Source organism: uncultured Halopseudomonas sp., from assembly GCF_963977355.1.
Classification (GTDB): domain Bacteria; phylum Pseudomonadota; class Gammaproteobacteria; order Pseudomonadales; family Pseudomonadaceae; genus Halopseudomonas.
Map to the genome: position 1 here is coordinate 51385 of NZ_CAXBOV010000010.1, position 21346 is coordinate 72730.

Genomic DNA, 21346 nt, shown 5'->3' on the forward strand with positions numbered 1-21346 from the left:
GATCATCCGGAGATACGCCCCATGACCTACCCAGCTGACCTGGACAACGATAAAGCCTTCCTGCACCAGGCGATTCAATTGGCCGTGGACTCGGTCGCATCAGGCGGCGGCCCTTTCGGCGCTGTAGTAGTGCATGACGGCAAGGTGATTGCCCAAGCGGGTAACCGCGTGACGCTCGACTGCGATGCCACGGCGCACGCCGAGGTGGAGGCGATACGTATGGCCGGCAAGTCACTGGGCAATCCACATCTGTCGGCCGCTACTCTTTATGCCAGCTGCGAGCCATGCCCCATGTGTCTGGCGGCGGCTCACTGGGCTCATATACCGCGTATTGTATATGCCGCGCCCCAGGAAACGGCCAATCAGGCAGGGTTTGCCGATGGCAATATTGCCGAGCAGTTGTACGGGCAGCTGCACCCGGCAAAGCCCGAAAATCTGGGGCTATCACAGCTCGAGATGGACGATGCAGCAGCGCCCTTTCTGGCCTGGTTGATCAAGCATGACCGCCAGCCTTACTGACTTCTAGCGCTCGGTTGGCTCCTCCGGCAGTGGCCGAGGGGCAACCGTGTCGGTTTGTCCTTCGACGACCGGTTCGCCGTCTGACTCGGTGGTCTCGGTCTCGGCCTCGGGCTGGATACTTTCTTCAAATTCCGTGTAGCGTGGATCCAGTTCGGCCAGGCCCAGCGCAGCCTCTGGCGATAGGGTAATGAACTGCTGCTGGTCAACCACAGCAGGGCGCGGGCGACTGGGACCGAACAGTATGAAGAGAATCAGCCCGCCAAGAATCAGTGCGTTGCTGACAAACAGGCCTCGGGGGCCGAGCAGCTCCATGAAAAGCGCACTGAGTGGCGCGCCGACGCAGCTGCCGACGCCATAGCTAAGCAGCAGAGCAGTGCTGGTGGCAGTAATCTGGTCGCTTTCCATCAGGTCATTGGTGATGGCCACAGCAATGGGGTAGAGCGTGGCAGCTATGCCCATATACAGACCTACTAAAATCATCAGCAGGGTCATGTTGAAGTCGCCAACCAGCGCCGCACCCAGGCTGCATACCGCAGCTACGCAAGATACCACCAGCATGACCTGATGACGGTCGTAACGATCACACAGGCGCCCGACGGGCCAGGCCAGAACCATTGCAGCGATGATGGACGCAGCCATGAAATTCGAGAGTTGATTGACGTCCAGACCAATACGGTCGGCGAATACCGGCCCCATGGCGTAGAAGGCGCTGATCAGCAGCCCGGCCACCAGCGCACCCATGGCACCCTGTGGAGATGCCTTGTAAAGCTTGCGCAGCGACATGCGCTCACTCTGTGCCATCGTGGGTGAGGCTTCCCGCGTCAGGGATAGTGGTACCAGGGCGAGGGCAATCAGAATGGCCGCCAGGGAGAAGGGAATGAAGCCGCCCGGATCACTGACCCGGATCAGCACTTGCCCGCCGGCTGTGGATAGAAAGAACACCAGCTGATACACCGCGAACAGGGTCGCCCGGTTGCGGTTGTCAGCCTTGCTGCTGAACCAGCTTTCCATGACGGTCATCAGGCCGGCCATAACGAAGCCGCCCAGGGCGCGCAAAAACCCCCAGAGTTCCGCCTGAACGGCCATGGGGTAAATCAGGATCGACGCGGAAAGGATGGCGGCAAAAACGGCGAAGGCGCGGATATGTCCGACTTTTTCGATTATGCGTCCGGCCCACAGCGTACCGGCGACGAAGCCCAATGAGTAAAACACCAGAATCCAGCCGATCAGACTGGCGCTGAACTCTTCCATACTCAGGCGCAGGCCGAGCAGGGTCATCAGAAAGGCGTTACCGCTGATCAGGAGAATGATGCTGGTGATCAGCGATGACAGGGTAAGGGCAGTGCGTTGCATTAAAACTCCGGGAAGGTTCTTGGCGTGGATACTTACCTTGAAGCGGTATCTCGCTGCCTGGGACAAACACAAAAGGCGTCTGTTCCCTCTGCAGGATAGCAAAGCCTCAATCCTGCGGGTTTTCCCTGGTGTGACGAAAAAGATATCTACAGAACGCTGGGTAACCAGGTTACCAGGCCGGGCCACAGAGCCACGATCACCAGCATCAGTATCTGGATTGCTATGAACGGCAGCACGCCACGGTAGATTGCCGACGTTGGCACGCTGGGGGGTGTGACTCCGCGCAGATAGAACAAGGCAAAGCCGAAGGGCGGCGTCAGAAAGGACGTCTGCAGATTAAGCGCGATCATCACGCCTAACCAGATTGGATCGATGCCCATCATCAATAGCACGGGTCCGACGATTGGTACCACGACAAAGGTGATTTCGATGAAATCGAGAATGAAGCCGAGCAGAAAGATCACCAGCATCACCAGCAGGGTCGCGGTGAACGCGCCCCCAGGCAGTTGCTGGAAGAGGTTGTGAATCATCTCCTCTCCGCCAAACCCGCGAAACACCAGGGAGAAGATCGAAGCGCCGATCAGAATCATGAAAACCATGGCACTGATCTCGGTTGTCGCGCGGCTGACCTCGCGAAGTCGCCTAACCGATAACTGTCCGTTGGCCAGCGCCAGTAACATTGCGCCGATGGCTCCGACCGCAGAGGCTTCAGTTGGCGTAGCTATGCCAGCGAGGATCGAGCCGAGTACAGCGGTGATCAGTAGCAGCGGTGGCAGCAGGCTGGCGACCAATCGCAGGATGCTGACCTGTCCGCGTTCTTCTGCCGGTAAAGCCGGCATCTTCTTTGGTTGCCAGAGAGCAACGCCAATCAGATAGAGCAGATACAGACCGACCAGCACCAGGCCGGGCAGTAATGAGCCGATAAACAGATCGCCCACGGTCACCGTTTTTGGCGAAAAGATGCCCATGCGCAGCTGCGCCTGCTGGTAGGCGTTGGAGAGCACATCGCCGAGCAGAACGAGAATGATCGAGGGCGGAATGATTTGTCCCAGGGTGCCCGTAGCGGCGAGTGTGCCCGTGGCCAATGCCGGATCGTAGCCGCGGCGCAGCATCGTGGGTAACGCCAGTAGACCGAGTGTGACCACTGTCGCGCCGACGATGCCAGTGCTCGCAGCGAGCAGGGCGCCGACCAGCAGTACCGAGAAGGCTAGACCGCCGCGCAGGCCGCCGAATAGTTGTGACATGGACTCCAACAGTTTTTCGGCCACTCTGGACTTTTCCAGCATAACGCCCATGAACACGAACAGAGGCACGGCCAGGAGTGTCTGGTTGTTCATTGTGCCAAACAACCGGCTGGGCAGGGCGCCAAAGAAACTGGGATCGAACAGCCCCATCAACACCCCGGCGCCGGCAAACAGCAGTGAAATGCCGCCCAGCGTGAAAGCCACGGAATACCCAAGCATCAGCGCCAGGCACAGACAGATGAACAGCGCTATGGCCATCAGCTCGGGCATCACAGATGTTCCTCGTGCCGTGCTGGCAGATGGCTGGGCAAAACGCCGGTGAGTACACAGAGCGTCTTGATGATCTGCGCTATTGCCTGCAGCAACAGCGTGCCTACCAACAGCAGAATGATGCTCTTTTGCAGATACACCCAGGGCAGGCCGCCGGCATCGGCTGAGCGTTCATTGCGCGCCCAGGATACGGCTACGTAGTCCCAGCAGTTCCAGGCCAGGAACAGGCACACCGGCAGCAGGAAAAGGAGTCCGCCGGTCAGATCGACAAGGGCCTGGCGCCGGGCTGTCATGCGGCGAAAGAAAATGTCGACCCGAACGTGGGCATCGCGCTGCATGGACCAGGCCGCGGCACCCATGAAAACCAGGGCGTGGGCATACAAAACCAGTTCCTGCATGGCGGTGGCGCCGATGCCGAAAGCGTACCTCAACAACACCACGGCGCCGGTCATCAGAACCATCAGCAAGGTCAGCCACGACAACGTGCGCCCCAGCCAGCCAGTCAATTGATCAATGGCGCGGGCTATCATCAAACAGCAGGTGGCAAAGTGGCCTGGCATGGCGTATCCGTGGTTGGAGCGTCGTTAGGCTCGGCGTGTCAGGAGGGTATGACTCGGGTACGGCCACGGTCATCGATAGCAACGAATACAAATATTGCTTCGGTCACCTTGCGGCTACCTTCATGTGCCAGGTCCTCACTCCAGACCTCAACCAGCATCTTTACCGAGCTGCGGCCTACTTCGAGCACATGGGAGTGAAAGGCCAGCTGAGCGCCGACGGGGACCGGGACCATGAAGCCCATACGGTCTATCGCCACAGTCGCTACCCGACCCCGGGCCAGCCGCGATGCAGTACTGGTGCCGGCCACGTCCATCTGGGAGACCAGCCAGCCGCCATAGACGTCGCCGAAACTGTTGCTATCGCGCGGCAGCGCGGTGATTTTCAGTGCCAACTCCCCTGTTGGTACCGGATCCTTGTCTATCTCTTGCATGGGATTCTCGAATAAAGGGCTGTTGTAATTGTTTTATTCACTCGCGTTATGAATCTATTGACATGCGCGGAGCCGCTCTATGGTAAGAGATTGCGGGCCTTGTCTCAATGCTTGTGTGCCCGGCAATGGGCCCCGGCGCGGCCGCTTTGCACCCATCCAGAGGGCTGTTTGCGCGCAAGTCACAGAATGGTCACACAATTGTCCTATTCCAGCAGTACGGTTGACCTATGTCTGTTACCAGTTGGGGCGTCAGTGTTCGCCGCCTGGTGACGGTTTTCTGGGTAATCAGCAGGAGCCAGTTGTGATGAAGGAAGACAAAGAGGCATTTACGCAACACATATCCACGCAGTTTAACGATGATCTCGAGGGCATCCGTACCCAGACTCTGGAGATGGGTGGGCTGGTAGAGAAGCAGATCAACGACGCCATTACCGCGCTGATCGAGGGAGATAGCATTCTCGGTGAACAGGTGCGTGCCGCTGATGAGCGGGTCAACAGGATGGAGCGCAAGATCGACGAGGAATGCATGCGCATACTCGCTCGGCGTCAACCTGCGGCCAGCGATTTGCGCTTGATCATGTCTATCACCAAGATCGTCGTGGATCTTGAGCGCATTGGTGATGAAGCGTCCAAGATTGCCAAACGGGCCTTGCTGTTGGTCGACGAAGGCCAGTCGCCACAGGGCTATGTTGAATGCCGGCATATCGGTGCCCATGTGCGTCAGATGGTGCAGGATGCGTTGAGCGCTTTTGCGCGGCTCGATAGTGACCAGGCATTTCTGGTGGCCCGCGAAGACAAGATCGTCGATAAGGAATACAAGAGTGCGATGCGCGAAATGGTTACCTACATGATGGAAGATCCTCGTTCCATCAGCCGGGTTCTGAATATCCTCTGGGTTCTGCGCTCGCTCGAGCGGGTGGGCGACCATGCGCGCAATGTGTCGGAGCAGGTCATCTTCCTGGTCAAGGGTACCGATGTCCGTTATATAGGGCTGGAACGCATGAAAGAGGAAGTGAGGAAGGATTAGCTGATACTTTTCCCGCTAATGGGGCATAGACGCGACGATCGGGTTTGGGTATGTTTCGGGACACAAAAGCGGACTGTATCCCTGCTGTCAGGGGCGCCATGTGACGCTTGACGATCCATTTCTGCCAAATTTATCGGAGTATCCATGGAGATCAAGTCCTTCAGCATGAACTGGCACTACCCAACGGCTATGAAGGTGGGTGCAGGCCGCATTCGCGAACTGGGCAAGTCGTGCAAGCAATTGGGCATGAAAGCGCCGCTGCTGGTGACCGATCCTGGCCTGGCGGCGATGCCGATGGTTGAAGAAGCATTGCAGAATTGCCGCGACGCGGGTTTGCAGGTGGGACTGTTCAGCAACATCAAGGGCAACCCGACCGGTCGCAACGTGGCTGACGGGGTAGCTGCGCTGAAAGCCGGTGCCCACGATGGCGTGATTGCCTTTGGCGGCGGATCTGCCATTGATGCGGCCAAGGCCGTAGCGCTGGTTGCCCATCAGAGTTGTACGCTGTGGGAAGCGGGCCCCGCTACCATTGATGCAAGCAAGATGCTGCCCGTGGTGGCGGTACCGACCACCGCCGGTACTGGCTCGGAAGTGGGCCAGGCGGTGGTAATCACCGATGACGAGAAACACGTCAAACGGCCGATTTTCCACCTGAAGATGGTTCCGGGCATTGTTATTCTTGACCCTGAATTGACCCTGGGTCTGCCTGCCAAGCTTACTGCGGCTACCGGTATGGATGCCCTGGCGCACAACCTCGAATCCTACTGCACGCCGGTCTACCACCCGATGGCCGAAGGTATTGCTCTGGAAGGCATGCGCCTGGTGAAGGAGTACCTGCCACGGGCCACCGCCAATGGCCAGGATGTGGAAGCACGGCAGCAGATGCTGGTCGCTTCGAGCATGGGCGCGGTCGCTTTCCAGCGTGGGCTGGGGGGCATTCACGCGATCTCGCACACCCTCGGCGCGCTGTACGACAGCCACCATGGTCTGCTAAACGCGATCGTCATGCCCTATGTGATGATTGCCAATCGCAGTGCGATCGAGCCGGAAATGCAACGTCTTGCCCGCTATCTGGATCTGCCCAAGCCCGGTTTCGAGGGTGTGCTGGAGTGGGTTCTGGCCTTACGCGAGGAGCTGGGCATTCCGCATACTCTGGCCGAGATCGGTATCGACGATTCCCAGGCGGAAACGGTTGGCAAGATGTCCGCCAAGGATGTTGCGGGTACCACCAATCCGTTGAAGTTTGATGCCGAGCAGTACCAGCAACTGTTTCTGAACGCGCTGCGCGGCACGCTTTGAATAAATGGTCTGCTACATCGCTGTGGTTTGAGGCTGGTCTGCGCTAAGCTAGCCGAGTAACCAGGCAAAGAGAAATGAGATGGCTAAAGTGTCGGCCCTGGTGGTGGATGATGCTCCGTTCATCCGCGACCTGATCAAGAAAGCGTTGCGCAGTCAGTTTCCCGGTATGCAGATCGAAGAGGCGATAAACGGCCGCAAGGCTCAGCAGATACTGAGTCGTGCCGCCTTTGACCTGATTCTCTGTGACTGGGAAATGCCGGAGATGAGCGGGCTAGAACTCTTGCAGTGGTTTCGTGGTCAGCCTGGTTCCGAGAAGACACCCTTCATCATGGTCACCAGCCGTGGCGACAAGGAAAACGTCATTGAGGCTATTCAAGCCGGCGTAAGCGACTTCATCGGTAAGCCGTTTACCAACGAGCAACTGGCGGCGAAGGTCAAGAAGGCGCTGCACCGCACTGGCAAGCTCCAGTTGCTGATGGGTCGTCAGGCCCCAGCCAGTGGAGGGACGGCACAAGACTCGGTAGCCAACCTGATGGGTGGCCGCAAGCCCGACGCAAGTCCTGGCGCAGCCCCGGCACCGCCCCCACAGATCAAGCCCGCCATCAGCGAAACGGGTGCTACTGATGCCGATACGACCGATGCCCATGGAAAACCGGTCACCCAACAGGTGCGCGGCCAGGCGCAACTGCGTCTGGCGGGCGGGCAGTTTGCTTGCGTGGTCAAGACCTTGAGTCTGCGTGATGCGCTGGTGGTTGTGCGCCGCAGTGATCACATGCCGCAGGTGTTCGAGAGCGGAGTGCTTGATCTGGAGCAGGATGCTGACAAGAGCGTCGCACGCATCAATGCTTACGTGCATGCCGTGGCGTCGATGGAGCCGACAATGGACTGTGAATGGCTCAAGGTAACCTTGAAGTTTGTCGACCAGGATCCGCAGAAGCTTGAATATCTTTCGCGGTTGATTGCATCCGGCAGCGCCCAGAAGCACTACTCGCCTGGCGCCTGAAGACACTGCATGGCACTGGCCTGATGCTGGGCCTGGGCTCAGGCGCTTCGGCTGATCGGGAAATGACAGGTGAATACGCTGCCTTTTCCCAATGTGCTACTGATCTCCAGGCGTCCCTCATGGCGCAGTAGCACATGCTTTACGATAGCCAGCCCGAGCCCGGTTCCGCCGGTGTTGGTGCTTCGGCTTGAATCCACCCGGTAAAAGCGCTCGGTCAAACGGCTGATATGTTGAGGGGCGATGCCTGTGCCGTTATCGCTGACGCTGATATGAACGCCGCCTTGATCCCGCCAGCTGCAAATGCTGATTTCACCCCGGTCGGGCGTGTATTTGACGGCATTGAAAACCAGGTTGGAAAATGCGCTGCTAAGCTCCGCATCTGCTCCTAGCAAACGTATCTTAGGGTCTGTTTCCAAGCGAATCTGATGCCCCTGGTCGGCTGACAGTGCGCGTCCATCCTGAGCGACCGAGTTGAGCATCTGACCGATATCCACGGGCTTGTGCTCAACGGTGCGATCATCATTTTCCAGGCGGGCCAGCATCAAGAGGTCGTTGAGCAGGTTCTGCATTCGTCGTGACTGCTGTTCCATCTGCTGCAGGGCTCGCTTCCAGCGCGGATTGATGGGTTCGTCGGAGTCTTGAAGGGTTTCCAGATAGCCCACCACTACGGTGAGCGGTGTGCGGAGCTCGTGGGAAACGTTGGCGACGAAATCCTTGCGCATCTGTTCGAGGTTATGCAGCCGGGTGGTGTCCCTTGCCACCATCAGACGCTCGCCCTGGCCGTAATGGGTAATGGTGTATTGCAGCCTGGCGCTCAGGTTGAGGTGCGAGGCTATATCCAGGGGCTCGCGAAAATTATCGGCTTCGAAATACGCAACGAATCGGGGATCACGCAACAGGTTGGTCACATGCTGGCCACTGTCGTCTGGGGCGCGAAAGCCCAGAAGGCGCTCGGCGGCATGGTTCCACCACTCCAGCCGGCCCTTCGCGTCGATCATGACTACCGCGTCGCTGAGGGCGGCGGTTGACGCCTGAATTCGATCGATTACCAGTTGCTGTTTCGCGCGCATGCGACTGTCGCGGCGCTGCATCCGGTAAATGCTATTGAATATCTCGCCCCACAGTCCGCCGGTCTCCGGTGGTGGGTCGTTGCGCTGAGCGCTCAACCACTGCACAAAACGCGTCATCTGTCGCAGATGCCAGGCTATATACAGGCTCAGCCCGATCACCAGCCCCCAGGCTATTTCGCCAACCAACAAGCCGGCCAGAGCGCTTGCCACCAACAGCCAGAACAATAATTTGAATACGCTACCTGCAAAGTGTGTGCGCAAAACCCGCTTCCCCTTTTTCAGCCAAGCGCCTTACTGCCTCGGGCGGTAGGCGAGAACCGTACGATACAGTAGTCAGGTCTTGGTCGAGAAGCGGTACCCCGTGCCACGCACGGTTTGCACCAGAGATTCATAGTGCGTACCCAGAGCCTTGCGCAGGCGTCTGATATGCACGTCGACGGTGCGCTCCTCGACATACACGTTGCCTCCCCAAACCTGATCGAGCAATTGGCTGCGAGTATAAACGCGCTCCTGGTGGGTCATGAAGAACTGCAGCAAACGGTATTCGGTTGGGCCCATCTCGGCTGGTCGGTCATCAATGGTGACGCGGTGGCTTGCCGGATCAAGATGCAATCCTTCAACTTCCAGGGGGGTATCGTTATCCGGGGGGCCGGCGCGCCGCAGAACGGCCTTGAGGCGGGCTACCAGTTCCCGGGGAGAAAAAGGCTTGGTGATGTAATCATCCGCGCCGACTTCCAGCCCCTGGATCTTGTTGTCTTCCTCGCCCTTGGCGGTGAGCATGATGATCGGAATGTCGGCTGTCAGCTCGTTGCGCTTCAACCGCCTGGCCAGCTCGATACCGGTAGTGCCCGGGAGCATCCAGTCGAGCAGGATCAGATCAGGTTGCCGATCGATAATGCTGGCGTGGGCCTGCTGCGTATTTTCTGCCTCGACACAGTCGTATCCGGCCATCTCCAGGGCGACGGCGATCATTTCGCGGATCGGCGCTTCGTCGTCGACTATCAGTATGGTCTTGCCTGCCATGGATCACCATCCGTTGCTGAATATCAGATGCAACGATTAGATAACACTTTTGTTGCAGTTGTGTGACGTCAAAATGGCAGCTCAGTGAATCAGCCCGGTTTTAACCCAGCATGCTATCCAGAGCCAGACCGATGAACACCAGCATGCCCGCCCAATGGTTGGAGAGAAAGGCACGCAGACATTGGTCCGGGTCCCGCTCGCGAATCAGCCATTGTTGCCAGGCGAAGCCGCCGAGCATTCCGAGTAGCCCCAGATGAAAATACAGGCCCAGGTCGAAGCGAGCACCTACGATGAGTAGACACAACAGGGTGAGGCCTTGCAGAAACCCGATGATTGCCCGATCTGCTTCACCAAAGAGTATCGCAGTGGATTTGACGCCTATTTGCAGATCATCCTCGCGATCGCACATGGCGTATTGGGTATCGTAGGCCACCGTCCAGATCAGGTTGGCCAGATAGATCAGCCAAAGCGTGTGGGGCAGCTCGCCCGTCTGGGCGGCGAACCCCATGGGAATGGCCCATGAGAATGCTGCGCCTAGCACCACCTGTGGATAAAAGGTGAAGCGCTTGCAGAATGGATAGAGAGCAGCAAGTGCCAGGCCGCCAAAAGCCAAAAGGATGGTCAGCACGTTGGTCAGCAGCACCAGAAAGGCGCTGCTGGCGACCAGTATGCCGAAGGTGATCAGCGCTTCGCGAGAGCTTATCTTGCCGGTCGCCAAGGGGCGGGAGCGTGTCCGGCTGACGTGCCCGTCGATGTTACGGTCAGCGTAGTCATTGATCACACAGCCGGCCGCGCGCATCAGGAAAACGCCCAGTACAAAAATCACCAGTACTCGTATGTTAGGTAGACCGTCAGCTGCGAGCCACAGTGCCCAGAGGGTGGGCCAAAGCAGAAGCCAGGTGCCAATCGGGCGATCCAGGCGCATCAGCTGTACGAAGTCGGGACCGCGGGGGTGGATGCGGGCAGCAATTTTCATTGTCAGGCCTGACACAGTGTGGGTCCTCCTTGGTTGAATAGGTTCAGGCTGGTGGCCAACCTGGTAGAAATACTTCGCAAACCAGCAGCCGTAATTCACTGTCACAAAATAATGATCGTCTTGCCCAGCAGTTATGACTGTGCGGTTTTTGCTGTAACTGGGGGGGCAGCCAGGCGGTCGGGTAGGGGCTGATCTCTATGGTACTCCTACTGATCTCCGGTTTGCCGAACAGCAACTCACCCAGGCTACGTGTGCCTAGTTCTCGTAGCTCAAGGTCTGAACGCTGCAAGGTGGCCAGAGGGGCAATGCTGCGAGCAAACACCCTGGCCGCCCCAGCAGTATGCAGCAGGACCTCGCGCACCCAGACCTGCTCCTCGTCGCGCATTCCGAGGGCCTGGCCTTCATCGGCCCTGGCATGCTCAGAGCCCTGGTGCAGAACTTCCACGCGGAAATCATGGTTGCCGGCAGCCTCCAGGCGAGCGGTCAGCGAGCCTTGGTCACTCAGCCAGTCAAAGAGCGGAGCGGGAGGCGGAGCGGGGTGAAGTGAGACAGCGTACCAGTCAGGCAGGGTCACGGCAGGGCATCGTCGCAGAGCAGTTTATGGAGGCGCAAGGTTAGCATGAATGGGGGTGGCCCGCAGGGGGATGCACCTTGGCGGATGGAGGCAATTCCGGTAGTGTCCGTGTAACTCTTTTCTACCTTTTCCAGGATAACTGCATGAAGAAGTGGCAATGTGTTGTATGCGGATTCATCTATGACGAGGCTGAAGGCTGGCCGGACGAGGGCATCGTGGCAGGCACCCGCTGGGAAGATGTCCCGGCTGATTGGCAGTGCCCCGATTGCGGTGTCGGCAAAGAAGATTTTGAAATGATCGAGATGGGCTAAGCCCGGCATGAAGGAGTTCGTCAGTGTCTGATACCGGTCCGTTGATCATAGTGGGGACCGGCCTGGCCGGTTATAACCTGGCCAAGGAAGTACGCAAGCTCGATGACCAGCGTGAGCTGATTCTGATTACGGCGGATGATGGCCGATTCTATTCCAAGCCGCTGCTTTCCACGGGTTTTGCCAAGGGCAAGCAGGCCGATGAGTTGGCGATGCAGGATGCCGCCACCATGGCTACCCAGCTGAATGCGCGTGTCATGGCGCATACCCAGGTTCTGAAGGTCGACTCCCAGGCGCGCACTCTCCACATCCAGGATGGTGAGTTGCCCTATGGCGATCTGGTGCTGGCCTGTGGTGCCCATGCGAGGCCACTTCCACTGGGCGAGGAGACGCCCGACGGAGTCCTTTCGATCAACGATCTCGGTGACTACGGTCGGTTCCGGCAGGCTCTCCAGGGACGCAAACGTGTGGCTATTATCGGCGCGGGGCTGATTGGTAGCGAGTTTGCCAACGACCTGGCATTGGGAGGGCTTGAAGTGCAGGTGATAGCCCCGGATGAACAGTTGATGCCGGGTCTGATCCCCGATCAGGTCGCTGCCCCGGTGCAAGCTGCCCTCGAAGAATTGGGCGTGCGCTTTCATCTGGGAAGATCGGTTATCGCCGTACACCCTGATGGTTCAGGACTCAGCCTAGAGCTGGATGATGGCAGTCGTATCGAGGCTGATCAGGTTCTTTCGGCTATCGGGCTGGTGGCCAATACAAGCCTGGCGCAAGAGGCGGGCCTGCTCTGTGGTCGAGGTATCCAGGTGGATCGCTTCCTGCGTACGTCTGATCCGCATATATACGCGCTGGGCGACTGCGCCGAAGTCGAGGGTATGCAATTGATGTATGTGATGCCGCTGATGGGCTGTGCCCGGGCGCTGGCGCGAACCCTGTCAAATGAGCCTGCCGAAGTCAGCTATCCGGTCATGCCGGTGATGGTCAAGACACCCGCTTGCCCGCTGGTCGTTTCGCCACCGGTCACTTCGTCCAAGGGTCTGTGGACGGTCACTGGCGAAGGCCAGAACATGAAAGCGCTTTTTCACGACGCCGATGGTGTACTGCATGGCTATGCACTCACCGGCTCTGCAGTGAGCGAAAAATTGCAGTTGAATCGACAACTGCCAGCCTGGTTAGCCTGACAGATCGGGCAATCTGGCGGGGCATATTGCCTTTTGTCGGGAAAACGGTGAAACACCGCACAGGCCGCAGACTATACGACTGGCACAACATGCCAAGTCATGCCATGCTGCCTGGGCACTAGACGCCCTGCCAGTCAGCTCTGGTCGGCGTGGCACCCGTTGCGAGGATGCGACGGTGAAAAAACAAAAACAACATGACGAGGCTTCACATGCGTAAACCGGATCTCGCTGCAGCTATTGCTGACAAAGCTGACCTGACCAAAGACCAGGCAAATCGAGTATTAAACGCCGTTCTTGATGAAATTACCCAAGCTCTGAGCCGCAAAGACACCGTTACCCTGGTGGGTTTTGGCACTTTCCTGCAACGCCACCGTGGTGCCCGTACGGGTAAAAACCCACAAACCGGCGCTCCTGTTGATATCAAGGCAAGCAATACTGTTTCTTTCAAGCCAGGCAAGAGCCTGAAAGAATCAATCAACTAAGACATGGTCGGCGCGCAGGTGGCCCCCTTTGCAGGGGGCGGCCTGCACAATCAGGCCGCTTAGGCCAATTCGTGGCGAATTGGTAACCTGCAAGTAAACCTCTCCAGGGCGGATCAGCCTTGCTGGTATTGCGAAGCCAGCATGCGCAGTGCTTCCCGCGCATCCAGAACCTTGTGTACTACCTCTGACGCCTGGTCGGCGCTCAACTCCAGGCGTGCCAGCAGCGCCTCCGGCATCGGCATGGGCGCGCCATTACCAATTTTCTGTTCCTGAAGTAACGCCTGCGCCAGGTATACCAGGTTGGCATAGACGTGATCTTCGCCGGCATAGAGGGGGTCATGCTGATAGCGAATGGCGTTGGAAATCTCGTTGGGCATATCCCAGAAGCGCATCAACCAACTACCGATCTGATCCCTGCTCACGCCGAGTAGGTGCTGATCGATCAAGTGCGGCTGCACATGGGGGTTAGCTTCCTGGTGACGACAGATGATGTGGAAATAAGGCGGGAAGATATAAGCCAGTACCAGATAGCCAAAATTATGCAGCAGCCCCGCTAGATAATTCAGTCCCAATTCGGGGCGCAAGTGACGGGGCATTGCCTTGGCCAGACCCTCGATCACCGCGGCGGTATAAATTGCCTGTTCCCAGTAACCTGTGGTCCCTTCCGGTGCGTCCTTGGGAAGAGTAAATGTTTTGCCCAGCGCCAGGCCAACTGCCAGATTGATTACCAGGTCGAACCCGAGCACCCGACCAATGGCATCCTCGACCGAGCGTATCTTGCCGGGCGCTGCATAGAAGGGAGATGAGGCCCAACTGACAACCTGAGCGGCGAGGCTTGGATCAGTTTCCACCAGATCTGCCAACTCCATGATGTCAGCATCGGGGTTGCTGCGCAGTTTCATGATTTTCTGCGCGGTGGCGGGCAGTGGTGGGATTTCGATAGTTTCTTCCAGGCGCTGCCGCATGCGCAAGGCAGTGAAGTTGCTGACAGCACGGCTCAGATCCTGGCCGTCCTGGGCCGGGTCTCCGGATAGCGCGTTCAGCCCATCCAGCGACACTGCAAAGTGCGCTGCGCTGGCCTTTTCCAGTAGCAGGTGCGCGGATTTCTGTTCCAGTTCGAGGCTCCAGCCCGCCAGCCCACTGTCCAGCCACAGGGTGGGCTGCGCCAATAAGCTCTTTTCGACAATACAGGGTGAACTGAACAATACGGGCAAACCTGGTAGCTGGTTGAGCTGGTGTTTGGCGAGAATACGTTGCAGCTGGACTGAACGGACCGGCTCAAGATCCCGGCCAAGAAGTGCTCCAGCTTTTTTCAGATCCAGCAGATGATCAGTCGGGAATAGCGCCAATACGGTGCCGATCGAGTCGCAAAGAAGACAGGCCTGTACCTGTTGATGGCCGGGCACTGCCTGGGGGGTCGGCCGCAACTGATACTCGATAGCTTGCTGTTGCAGCAATTTCTCGATCAGGTGGGGCAGACCTGCGCTGGTTTCCGGGGAGGCAGCAGAGATGTTCATCGGCAAGTTCCTTTATTGTTCAGTGTTCACTGACGCGAACTATCCTGGCGTCCTGGTGAACCTGTTTCGTCGATTTATGCTTTTGGGATATTAGCACGGGCGCATCGTAGGTGCTCCGTGCAGGAGGTTGCACCGGATCACACGCGAGCGAATTGTTGACCTACTGCCAGCCAGCGATCAATCAGCGGTTGGCACAGCTGTGGATATTGTTGCTGCATCAGGCCGGCAGCCTGCTGCACCCGCGGCAGCAAATCAGCATCGCGTAGCAGATCGGCTACCCGGAACTGCACCACGCCGGTCTGACGGGTGCCCAGTACTTCGCCGGGTCCCCGCAGTTGCAGATCCTTTTCCGCGATCACAAAACCATCGGTGCTTTCCCGCATGATACCCAACCGCTCACGACCAAGATGTGACAGGGGAGCATGGTAAAGCAGTACACAGTGACTGGCGGTACTGCCCCTTCCAACTCGGCCGCGTAACTGATGCAGCTGAGCCAGGCCGAGGCGTTCGGGATTTTCGATGACCATCAGGCTCGCGTTGGGTACATCGACCCCGACCTCGATGACGGTCGTGGCAACCAGCAGGTGCAGGTCTCCACCTTTGAACGCGGCCATGATCTCGGCCTTTTCGGCAGGTTTCATGCGGCCGTGAATCAATCCGATGGACAGCTCCGGCAAGCTCTCACAGAGCATCTGCCAGGTACCTTCGGCGGCCTGGGCCTGCAATTGCTCTGATTCTTCGATCAGCGTGCAGACCCAATAGGCCTGCCGACCTTCGGCGCAGCCCATTTGTACCCGTTCAATGACCTCATCGCGACGGCTATCTGAGACCAGTACGGTATTGACCGGGGTGCGTCCGGGGGGCAGCTCGTCGAGCACCGAGGTATCCAGATCGGCATAGGCACTCATGGCCAGGGTACGCGGTATCGGTGTAGCGGTCATGATCAACTGATGGGGTGAAAACTGGCCAGCCGCCCCCTTGTCACGCAATGCCAGGCGTTGTTGAACACCGAAGCGGTGCTGCTCGTCGATAATCGCCAGCCCCAGATTATGGAACTTCACCTCACCCTGAAAAAGCGCATGGGTGCCGACTACCATGGCTGCATCGCCGGTCTCAATCATCTGTAGCTGGTTCTGGCGTGTCTTACCCTTGAGTTTGCCCGCAAGCCAGGCCACGGATATGCCCAGGGGTGCGAGCCAGGCGCTGAAATTGTTGAAATGCTGTTCAGCGAGAATCTCGGTAGGTGCCATCAAAGCGACCTGCCAGCCCGCTTCCAGTGCCTGTAGTGCGGCCATCGCCGCTACCAGGGTCTTGCCAGATCCAACATCGCCCTGAATCAGGCGCAGCATGGGCTGACGTTGTTGCAGATCGAGCGCAATTTCACTGCCTACACGCTGCTGCGCGCCGGTCAGGTTAAAACCCAGTCGCGCCAGGAACAAGTCGGGAAGCTCCTTGGCGGCGGGCATCGCTGGTGCCTGGTGGCTGCGGATCTGTGCGCGAAGGTTGAGCATCGCCAACTGGTGGGCCAGTAATTCTTCAAACGCGAGGCGGTGTTGTGCCCAGTGCCGACCATCCTCAAGTGCCTCAAGGTCCACCGACGGTGGTGGGCGGTGCAGGGTGTGAATCGCCTCGCGCAGGGGGGCCAGCTGGTACTCTTCGAGTATGTCCGAAGGGAGCAGTTCGGTGAGACTGTTGCCCTGGTCCAGCCAGGTCAATGCAGCCTCGCTGAGGCTCCGCAGGCGTTGCTGCGAAAGCCCCTCGGTGCTCGGATAGATAGGCGTCAGCGTCTCGGTGACCGGCATGGCCGTGTCGGCATCCAGGCTCTGCAGTTCGGGGTGATAAATCTCCAGCCCCGAGGCGCCGGGCCTCACCTCGCCGTAGCAGCGCCAGTGACTGCCTTTTTCCAGATTGGCCTTGAGAGCGCCGGAAAAATAATAGAATCGCAGACTCAACCCGCCGGTGCCGTCATGTAAGCGGCACAACAGGCTGCGGCGCCGTCCCATCACCACATCGGAGCCCTGCACCGTGCCCTCGACCACAGCGTCCATCCCCGGACGCAGGGCGCCAATGGGTGTTACCCGGGTACGGTCCTGGTAGCGCAGGGGCAGGTGGAAGAGAACATCCTGTACCGAACTGAGTCCCAGCTTGTCGAGTTTCTCCGCCAGGGCCGGACCAACACCCTTGAAAACCGTCAGAGCAGTTCGTTCAGGCAGGGTCGTCGGGCTCACCACGGCTTACTTGCGCGTCTTCGGCTGGCCAACTGAGCACAGCCTGATGGAGTCGCTGAGAATCTCGATCGCCTTGGGCCGTGGGAAACTGGCACGCCAGGCAATGGCAACGGTGCGGTAGGGTGCGGGTGTCTTGAACGCCTTGGTGACCAGTAGTTCGGAGCTGTAATAGCGATCGTCCGCCGCAGACATTGGCAGCACGGTCATGCCAATGCCGGAGGCGACCATATGCCTGATGGTTTCCAGTGAACTTGATTCGACGGTGGTATGGCGCGCGTGTTCATCACTCTTGCGCAGGGTCGGGCAGGCTTCCAGCACCTGATCGCGAAAGCAATGCCCCTCGCCCAGCAGCAGCAACTTGTTGTCGTCCAACTCTTCCAGGCTGACATTATCCCGTTCGGCCCAGGGATGACTGGCCGGGATCAGCAAGCTGAATGGCTCATCGTACAAGGGCCGGGTCAATACATCGGGCTCGTTGAATGGCAGCGCGATGATGATGGCATCCAGATCGCCGTTACGCAGTTTGTCACGCAGTACATGAGTAAAGTTCTCCTCGATGTACAGCGGCATTTCCGGTGCCACATTGTGCAGCTGCGGAACCAGATGCGGGAACATATATGGGCCAATCGTGTAGATTGCTCCTACCTTCAAGGGTGCCGAGAGCTGATTCTTTCCAGCGGTTGCCAGTTCGCGGATGGCCAGCGATTCTTCGAGCACTTTCTGGGCCTGGGCGACGATGCGCTCGCCGATCGGGGTAACGCGTACCGCACTCTTGCTGCGCTCGAAAAGCATCACACCCAGTTCGTCCTCAAGCTTCTTTACCCCCACGCTGAGGGTTGGCTGGGATACATGGCAACGCTCGGCGGCATGGCCAAAGTGCTGTTCCTGGGCAAGGGTCACTATGTAGCGTAATTCGGTCAAGGTCATGACATAGAGGCCTGCGTTGGGAACTGGGAAAGATGATCCCTAGCATAGCCTTTTGATCGATAGAGTAAAACAATCAGATAGCGCAGTATGTGGGGTAGTCTGCGCGGGTTGGGCTGTTAGAGTGTGGCACGGGAATTCATGGGAGAAGTGGTTATGAAACACGTCGTTATTGCAGGCTGTGGTGATCTGGGTTCAGCCCTGGGCCAGCTGCTGTTGGCGCGCGGTTGGCAAGTCTATGGGTTGCGACGTGACCCGGCACAGTTACCAGCGGGAATCATGCCGATTGCGGCGGATCTGACCCAGGATCAGAAACCAGCCGATTGGCCAGCCAGGGTCGATTATCTGGTTTATTGCCCGGCGGCCGGTAATCGCGATGCAGACCTGTATCAGAAGCTGTATGTCGAGGGACTGGAGCATGTGCTGGGGTGGATCAAGAGTAGTGGTCAGAAGTTGAGTTTTCTCCTGCAGGTCTCCAGTACCGGCGTCTATGCGCAATCGGAGGGTGAGTGGGTTACTGAAAACAGCCGGGCCTTGGCTGACTCGCCGACCGCCGTAAAGCTGCTGGCCGCAGAAGATGTGGCCCTGCGCAGTGGCGTGCCTGCCAGCGTGGTGCGTCTGGCGGGTATTTACGGGCCGGGCCGCAATCGGCTGATTGAGCAGGTACGCGGTGGGCTGCATGTGGCAGCTGAGCCCGCGCAGTATACCAATCGCATTCACCGGGATGATGCTGCAGGGTTGCTCGCGCATCTGCTGGCGCAGGCTGATGAAGACGAGTTGTTGGCGCCCTGCTATCTGGGGGTGGATGATGAGCCGGCGTCGTTGTTTGACGTCACCACCTGGTTGGCTGAGCAGTTGGGCACCAGCTTGCAGCCCGACGGTGCGGTATCTACCCGCAGCGGCAGCAAGCGCTGCAGCAATGAACTGGCCCGCGAGTCGGGTTGGCAGCCACAGTACCCAAGCTTCCGCGAAGGCTACGCGGAGCTGCTCAAGACCTGATGTCGGGTAATCAGGGTTGCTGTGCGGCGCTGACTCGCCAGATCACATTGCCGACGTCGTCAGCTACCAGCAGCGCACCCTGAGCGTCGATGACCACGCCTACAGGGCGACCCTGCGCCTCTCCCTGATCATTGAGGAAGCCATCCAGCACCGTATAGGGCGCATCATTGGGACGGCCTTCCTTGAACGGGACAAAGAGCACCTGATAGCCGCTGTGCGGTTTTCGGTTCCAGGAGCCGTGCTGGCCAATGAACAGCCCTTCGGTAAAGGGGGCCGGCAAACGACTGCCGGTGGCATTGCTCAGACCCAGTGACGCGGTATGGGCGCCGAGTGCGTAATCTGGCACCAGCGCCTGGGTAACCCGGGATGGATTGGCCGGGCTTACGCGCGTGTCCACGTTCTGACCAAAGTAGCTCCAGGGCCAGCCATAAAAGCCACCTTCATGGACCGAGGTCATATAGTCCGGCACGAGGTCATTGCCGAGCTCGTCGCGCTCGTTCACGACGGTCCATAGTTCGCCGCTGAAGGGCTCCCAGGCCATGCCGACCGGGTTGCGCAAGCCTGATGCGAATATCCGCTTGCTGCCGGTGGCCGTATCGATTTCCCAGATGGCTGCACGGCCCTGCTCTGCTTCCAGCCCATTTTCTGCCACATTACTGTTGGAGCCCACCGCAGCGTACAGATGTTTGCCATCGGGGCTGGCAATCAGATTCTTGGTCCAGTGATGGTTTAGCGGGCCGCCGGGCAACGCTGTGACCAGTTCGCCTGGCGACCTTATCTGCGTCTGGCCGGCCTGATAGGGAAAGCGTACGACGCCGTCGGTATTAGCCACATAAAGCGTGTTTCCCACCAGGGCCATGCCGAAGGGCGAGTGCAGGTTATCGATGAATACTGTGCGCTGGTCCGCCACGCCATCGCCGTCGTTGTCGCGCAGCAAGCTGATCCGATCAGCGCTTGAGGTGACGGCCCCCGCCTTGGTCATTATCTTCTTGGCCACCCAGTCCTTGACGCTGCCGCTGCCTTCCGGTTTGGCTGGTGCATTGGTTTCAGCCACCAGAATATCGCCGTTGGGCAGGACATACAGCCAGCGCGGGTGGTCCAGTCCTTTGGCGAATGCCTGGAGCTGTAATCCCTGGGCTGCCTGTGGCATGGCATCGGCCTGCCAGCCGACCGCCGGCGCGATATTGACCGTTGGCAGTAAGCCGCTCTCTGGCTCCGGCAGGGCCGGATGGGGCCCCATCCCAGCTGTGATAGGGAGTGCTGGTTGCGAGCCACAGCCGATCAGTGTCAGGGCCAGACTGAAAACAAAAAGAGAGAGTCGAGGGGAATTAATCACGGGATTAGCTTGTCCGTATGAGAGCAGCCGGGGAAAGGGTTCAGAGTGCTGGAGGTGCATATCTACCTCCGTAACTGACCCGCTCATGGTGACAACGTTCACCCGGTTGGCATCATTTTGCAAGGCGCCAGATGGCCAGTTGGCCGTCGGTTTACTCGCCATACGAGGAGAAACAGATGGATAAGTCAGCATCAGCCCATTGGCAGGGTTCATTGAAAGAAGGCAAGGGCACCATTTCTACCGAAAGTGGAGCGCTCAAGGCCAATCCTTACGGATTCAATACCCGGTTTGAGAATGAGCCAGGAACCAACCCGGAAGAGCTGATTGGTGCAGCCCATGCCGGTTGCTTCTCAATGGCTTTTTCCATGCTGTTGGGCGAGGCAGGCTATACGCCGGACAGTGTTGATAGCAAAGCGGTAGTAACGCTGAGCAAGCAGGCCGATGGTTTTGCGGTGACCGCCGTGGCACTCAGCATGAGCGCAGTGATTCCCGGGATTGAGCAGAAAGAGTTTGATGAGATTGCGGGCAAGGCCAAGAGTGGCTGCCCGATTTCCAAACTGTTGAAGGCTGACATCAGCCTGGATGCCAGTCTGAAAAGCTGACACCCGCGGCGAGCAGCCTTTCAGTGATGAGGGCTGCTTAGCTGACCACCATGATGCCGTCCATCTCTACTGGCACGCCCTTGGGCAAAGACGCCACGCCAATGGCCGCGCGCGCTGGATAAGGCTGTTTGAAATAGCGCGTCATGACCTCATTGACCAGGCTGAAATGGCCCAGGTCAGTCAGAAAGATGTTAAGTTTGACGATGTCCTGCAGGTCGCCACCGGCAGCTTCGGCAACGGCAGTCAGGTTATCAAACACCTGACAGATCTGTTTTTCCATCCCCTCGACCACTTCCATGGTCTCTGGATCCAACGGAATCTGGCCTGAAAGATATACCGTGTTGCCTACCTTGATAGCCTGTGAATAAGGGCCGATGGCAGCAGGTGCCCGGTCACTGGTGATGACTTGCTTGTTCATTG

General features: G+C 58.5%; 22 protein-coding genes. 9 read left to right on the plus strand and 13 right to left on the minus strand.

What is annotated here, in order from left to right:
* Window positions 1-21 precede the first annotated feature (21 nt).
* Window positions 22-519, plus strand: a complete 498-nt coding sequence (locus tag AAC076_RS07010) for a nucleoside deaminase (protein ID WP_339843919.1) — start codon at window positions 22-24, stop codon at window positions 517-519.
* Window positions 520-522: 3 nt separating this feature from the next.
* On the opposite strand, the gene AAC076_RS07015 is transcribed toward AAC076_RS07010, so the two are convergent.
* The 4 genes from AAC076_RS07015 to AAC076_RS07030 form a co-directional block, all read right to left on the minus strand.
* Window positions 523-1872: an MFS transporter gene (locus AAC076_RS07015; RefSeq protein WP_339843921.1), complete on the minus strand. Its 1350-nt coding sequence runs from the start codon at window positions 1870-1872 to the stop codon at window positions 523-525.
* Window positions 1873-2018: 146 nt separating this feature from the next.
* The gene (locus AAC076_RS07020; protein WP_339843922.1) at window positions 2019-3386 is read right to left on the minus strand and encodes a TRAP transporter large permease subunit; all 1368 of its coding nucleotides are present in this window, start codon (window positions 3384-3386) and stop codon (window positions 2019-2021) included.
* A complete protein-coding gene (locus AAC076_RS07025; protein ID WP_339844029.1) occupies window positions 3386-3916 on the minus strand; it encodes a TRAP transporter small permease subunit in 531 nt (176 codons plus the stop codon). The genes AAC076_RS07020 and AAC076_RS07025 overlap by 1 nt, the downstream gene beginning before the upstream one ends.
* 68 nt (window positions 3917-3984) lie before the next feature.
* On the minus strand, window positions 3985-4377 hold the full coding sequence (locus tag AAC076_RS07030) for an acyl-CoA thioesterase (RefSeq protein ID WP_339843923.1): 393 nt from the start codon (window positions 4375-4377) through the stop codon (window positions 3985-3987).
* Between the two features lie 304 nt (window positions 4378-4681).
* Here AAC076_RS07030 and phoU point away from each other — a divergent pair, with 304 nt between their 5' ends.
* The 3 genes from phoU (at window position 4682) to AAC076_RS07045 (ending at window position 7706) form a co-directional block, all read left to right on the plus strand.
* On the plus strand, window positions 4682-5404 hold the full coding sequence (gene phoU / locus AAC076_RS07035) for a phosphate signaling complex protein PhoU (protein WP_339843924.1): 723 nt from the start codon (window positions 4682-4684) through the stop codon (window positions 5402-5404).
* A 144-nt stretch (window positions 5405-5548) separates the two neighbouring features.
* A complete protein-coding gene (locus AAC076_RS07040; RefSeq protein ID WP_339843925.1) occupies window positions 5549-6703 on the plus strand; it encodes an iron-containing alcohol dehydrogenase in 1155 nt (384 codons plus the stop codon).
* Between the two features lie 79 nt (window positions 6704-6782).
* Window positions 6783-7706, plus strand: a complete 924-nt coding sequence (locus AAC076_RS07045) for a response regulator (protein ID WP_339843927.1) — start codon at window positions 6783-6785, stop codon at window positions 7704-7706.
* A gap of 38 nt (window positions 7707-7744) precedes the next feature.
* Here AAC076_RS07045 and phoR read toward each other — a convergent pair whose 3' ends face one another.
* The 4 genes from phoR to AAC076_RS07065 form a co-directional block, all read right to left on the minus strand.
* Window positions 7745-9037 (minus strand): phosphate regulon sensor histidine kinase PhoR, encoded by a 1293-nt coding sequence (gene phoR, locus AAC076_RS07050; RefSeq protein WP_339843928.1) that lies wholly within the window; start codon window positions 9035-9037, stop codon window positions 7745-7747.
* Window positions 9038-9109: 72 nt separating this feature from the next.
* Window positions 9110-9799, minus strand: coding sequence for a phosphate regulon transcriptional regulator PhoB (gene phoB / locus AAC076_RS07055; protein WP_339843929.1), 690 nt, complete (start codon window positions 9797-9799; stop codon window positions 9110-9112).
* 100 nt (window positions 9800-9899) lie between these two features.
* Window positions 9900-10775 (minus strand): 4-hydroxybenzoate octaprenyltransferase, encoded by an 876-nt coding sequence (ubiA, locus tag AAC076_RS07060; protein ID WP_339844030.1) that lies wholly within the window; start codon window positions 10773-10775, stop codon window positions 9900-9902.
* Between the two features lie 43 nt (window positions 10776-10818).
* Window positions 10819-11349, minus strand: a complete 531-nt coding sequence (locus AAC076_RS07065) for a chorismate lyase (RefSeq protein WP_339843930.1) — start codon at window positions 11347-11349, stop codon at window positions 10819-10821.
* Window positions 11350-11492: 143 nt separating this feature from the next.
* Here AAC076_RS07065 and AAC076_RS07070 point away from each other — a divergent pair, with 143 nt between their 5' ends.
* The 3 genes from AAC076_RS07070 to AAC076_RS07080 all read left to right on the plus strand — a co-directional run bounded on the left by AAC076_RS07070 (window position 11493) and on the right by AAC076_RS07080 (window position 13320).
* On the plus strand, window positions 11493-11660 hold the full coding sequence (locus tag AAC076_RS07070; RefSeq protein ID WP_339843931.1) for a rubredoxin: 168 nt from the start codon (window positions 11493-11495) through the stop codon (window positions 11658-11660).
* A gap of 23 nt (window positions 11661-11683) precedes the next feature.
* A complete protein-coding gene (locus AAC076_RS07075; protein WP_339843932.1) occupies window positions 11684-12838 on the plus strand; it encodes an FAD-dependent oxidoreductase in 1155 nt (384 codons plus the stop codon).
* Window positions 12839-13047: 209 nt separating this feature from the next.
* Window positions 13048-13320 (plus strand): HU family DNA-binding protein, encoded by a 273-nt coding sequence (locus AAC076_RS07080; protein ID WP_150276516.1) that lies wholly within the window; start codon window positions 13048-13050, stop codon window positions 13318-13320.
* A gap of 113 nt (window positions 13321-13433) precedes the next feature.
* On the opposite strand, the gene AAC076_RS07085 is transcribed toward AAC076_RS07080, so the two are convergent.
* The 3 genes from AAC076_RS07085 to AAC076_RS07095 all read right to left on the minus strand — a co-directional run bounded on the left by AAC076_RS07085 (window position 13434) and on the right by AAC076_RS07095 (window position 17992).
* Window positions 13434-14837 (minus strand): HDOD domain-containing protein, encoded by a 1404-nt coding sequence (locus AAC076_RS07085; RefSeq protein WP_339843934.1) that lies wholly within the window; start codon window positions 14835-14837, stop codon window positions 13434-13436.
* A 137-nt stretch (window positions 14838-14974) separates the two neighbouring features.
* Complete coding sequence (recG, locus tag AAC076_RS07090) at window positions 14975-17050, minus strand: ATP-dependent DNA helicase RecG (protein ID WP_339844031.1); 2076 nt, start codon at window positions 17048-17050, stop codon at window positions 14975-14977.
* A 21-nt stretch (window positions 17051-17071) separates the two neighbouring features.
* Entirely contained in the window at window positions 17072-17992 is a 921-nt protein-coding gene (locus AAC076_RS07095) for a LysR substrate-binding domain-containing protein (protein ID WP_339843936.1), read from the minus strand.
* A gap of 153 nt (window positions 17993-18145) precedes the next feature.
* On the opposite strand from AAC076_RS07095, the gene AAC076_RS07100 reads away from it, so the two are divergent.
* Window positions 18146-18988 carry an NAD-dependent epimerase/dehydratase family protein gene (locus AAC076_RS07100; RefSeq protein ID WP_339843938.1) on the plus strand — a complete coding sequence of 281 codons (843 nt, stop codon included), beginning with the start codon at window positions 18146-18148 and terminating at the stop codon, window positions 18986-18988.
* 10 nt (window positions 18989-18998) lie between these two features.
* On the opposite strand, the gene AAC076_RS07105 is transcribed toward AAC076_RS07100, so the two are convergent.
* Window positions 18999-20321 carry a sorbosone dehydrogenase family protein gene (locus AAC076_RS07105; RefSeq protein WP_339844032.1) on the minus strand — a complete coding sequence of 441 codons (1323 nt, stop codon included), beginning with the start codon at window positions 20319-20321 and terminating at the stop codon, window positions 18999-19001.
* 179 nt (window positions 20322-20500) lie between these two features.
* Between AAC076_RS07105 and AAC076_RS07110 the strand changes: the two genes are divergently transcribed.
* Window positions 20501-20926: an OsmC family protein gene (locus AAC076_RS07110; protein ID WP_339843940.1), complete on the plus strand. Its 426-nt coding sequence runs from the start codon at window positions 20501-20503 to the stop codon at window positions 20924-20926.
* Window positions 20927-20963: 37 nt separating this feature from the next.
* Here AAC076_RS07110 and AAC076_RS07115 read toward each other — a convergent pair whose 3' ends face one another.
* A complete protein-coding gene (locus AAC076_RS07115) occupies window positions 20964-21344 on the minus strand; it encodes a RidA family protein (protein WP_339843942.1) in 381 nt (126 codons plus the stop codon).
* Window positions 21345-21346: the final 2 nt, after the last annotated feature.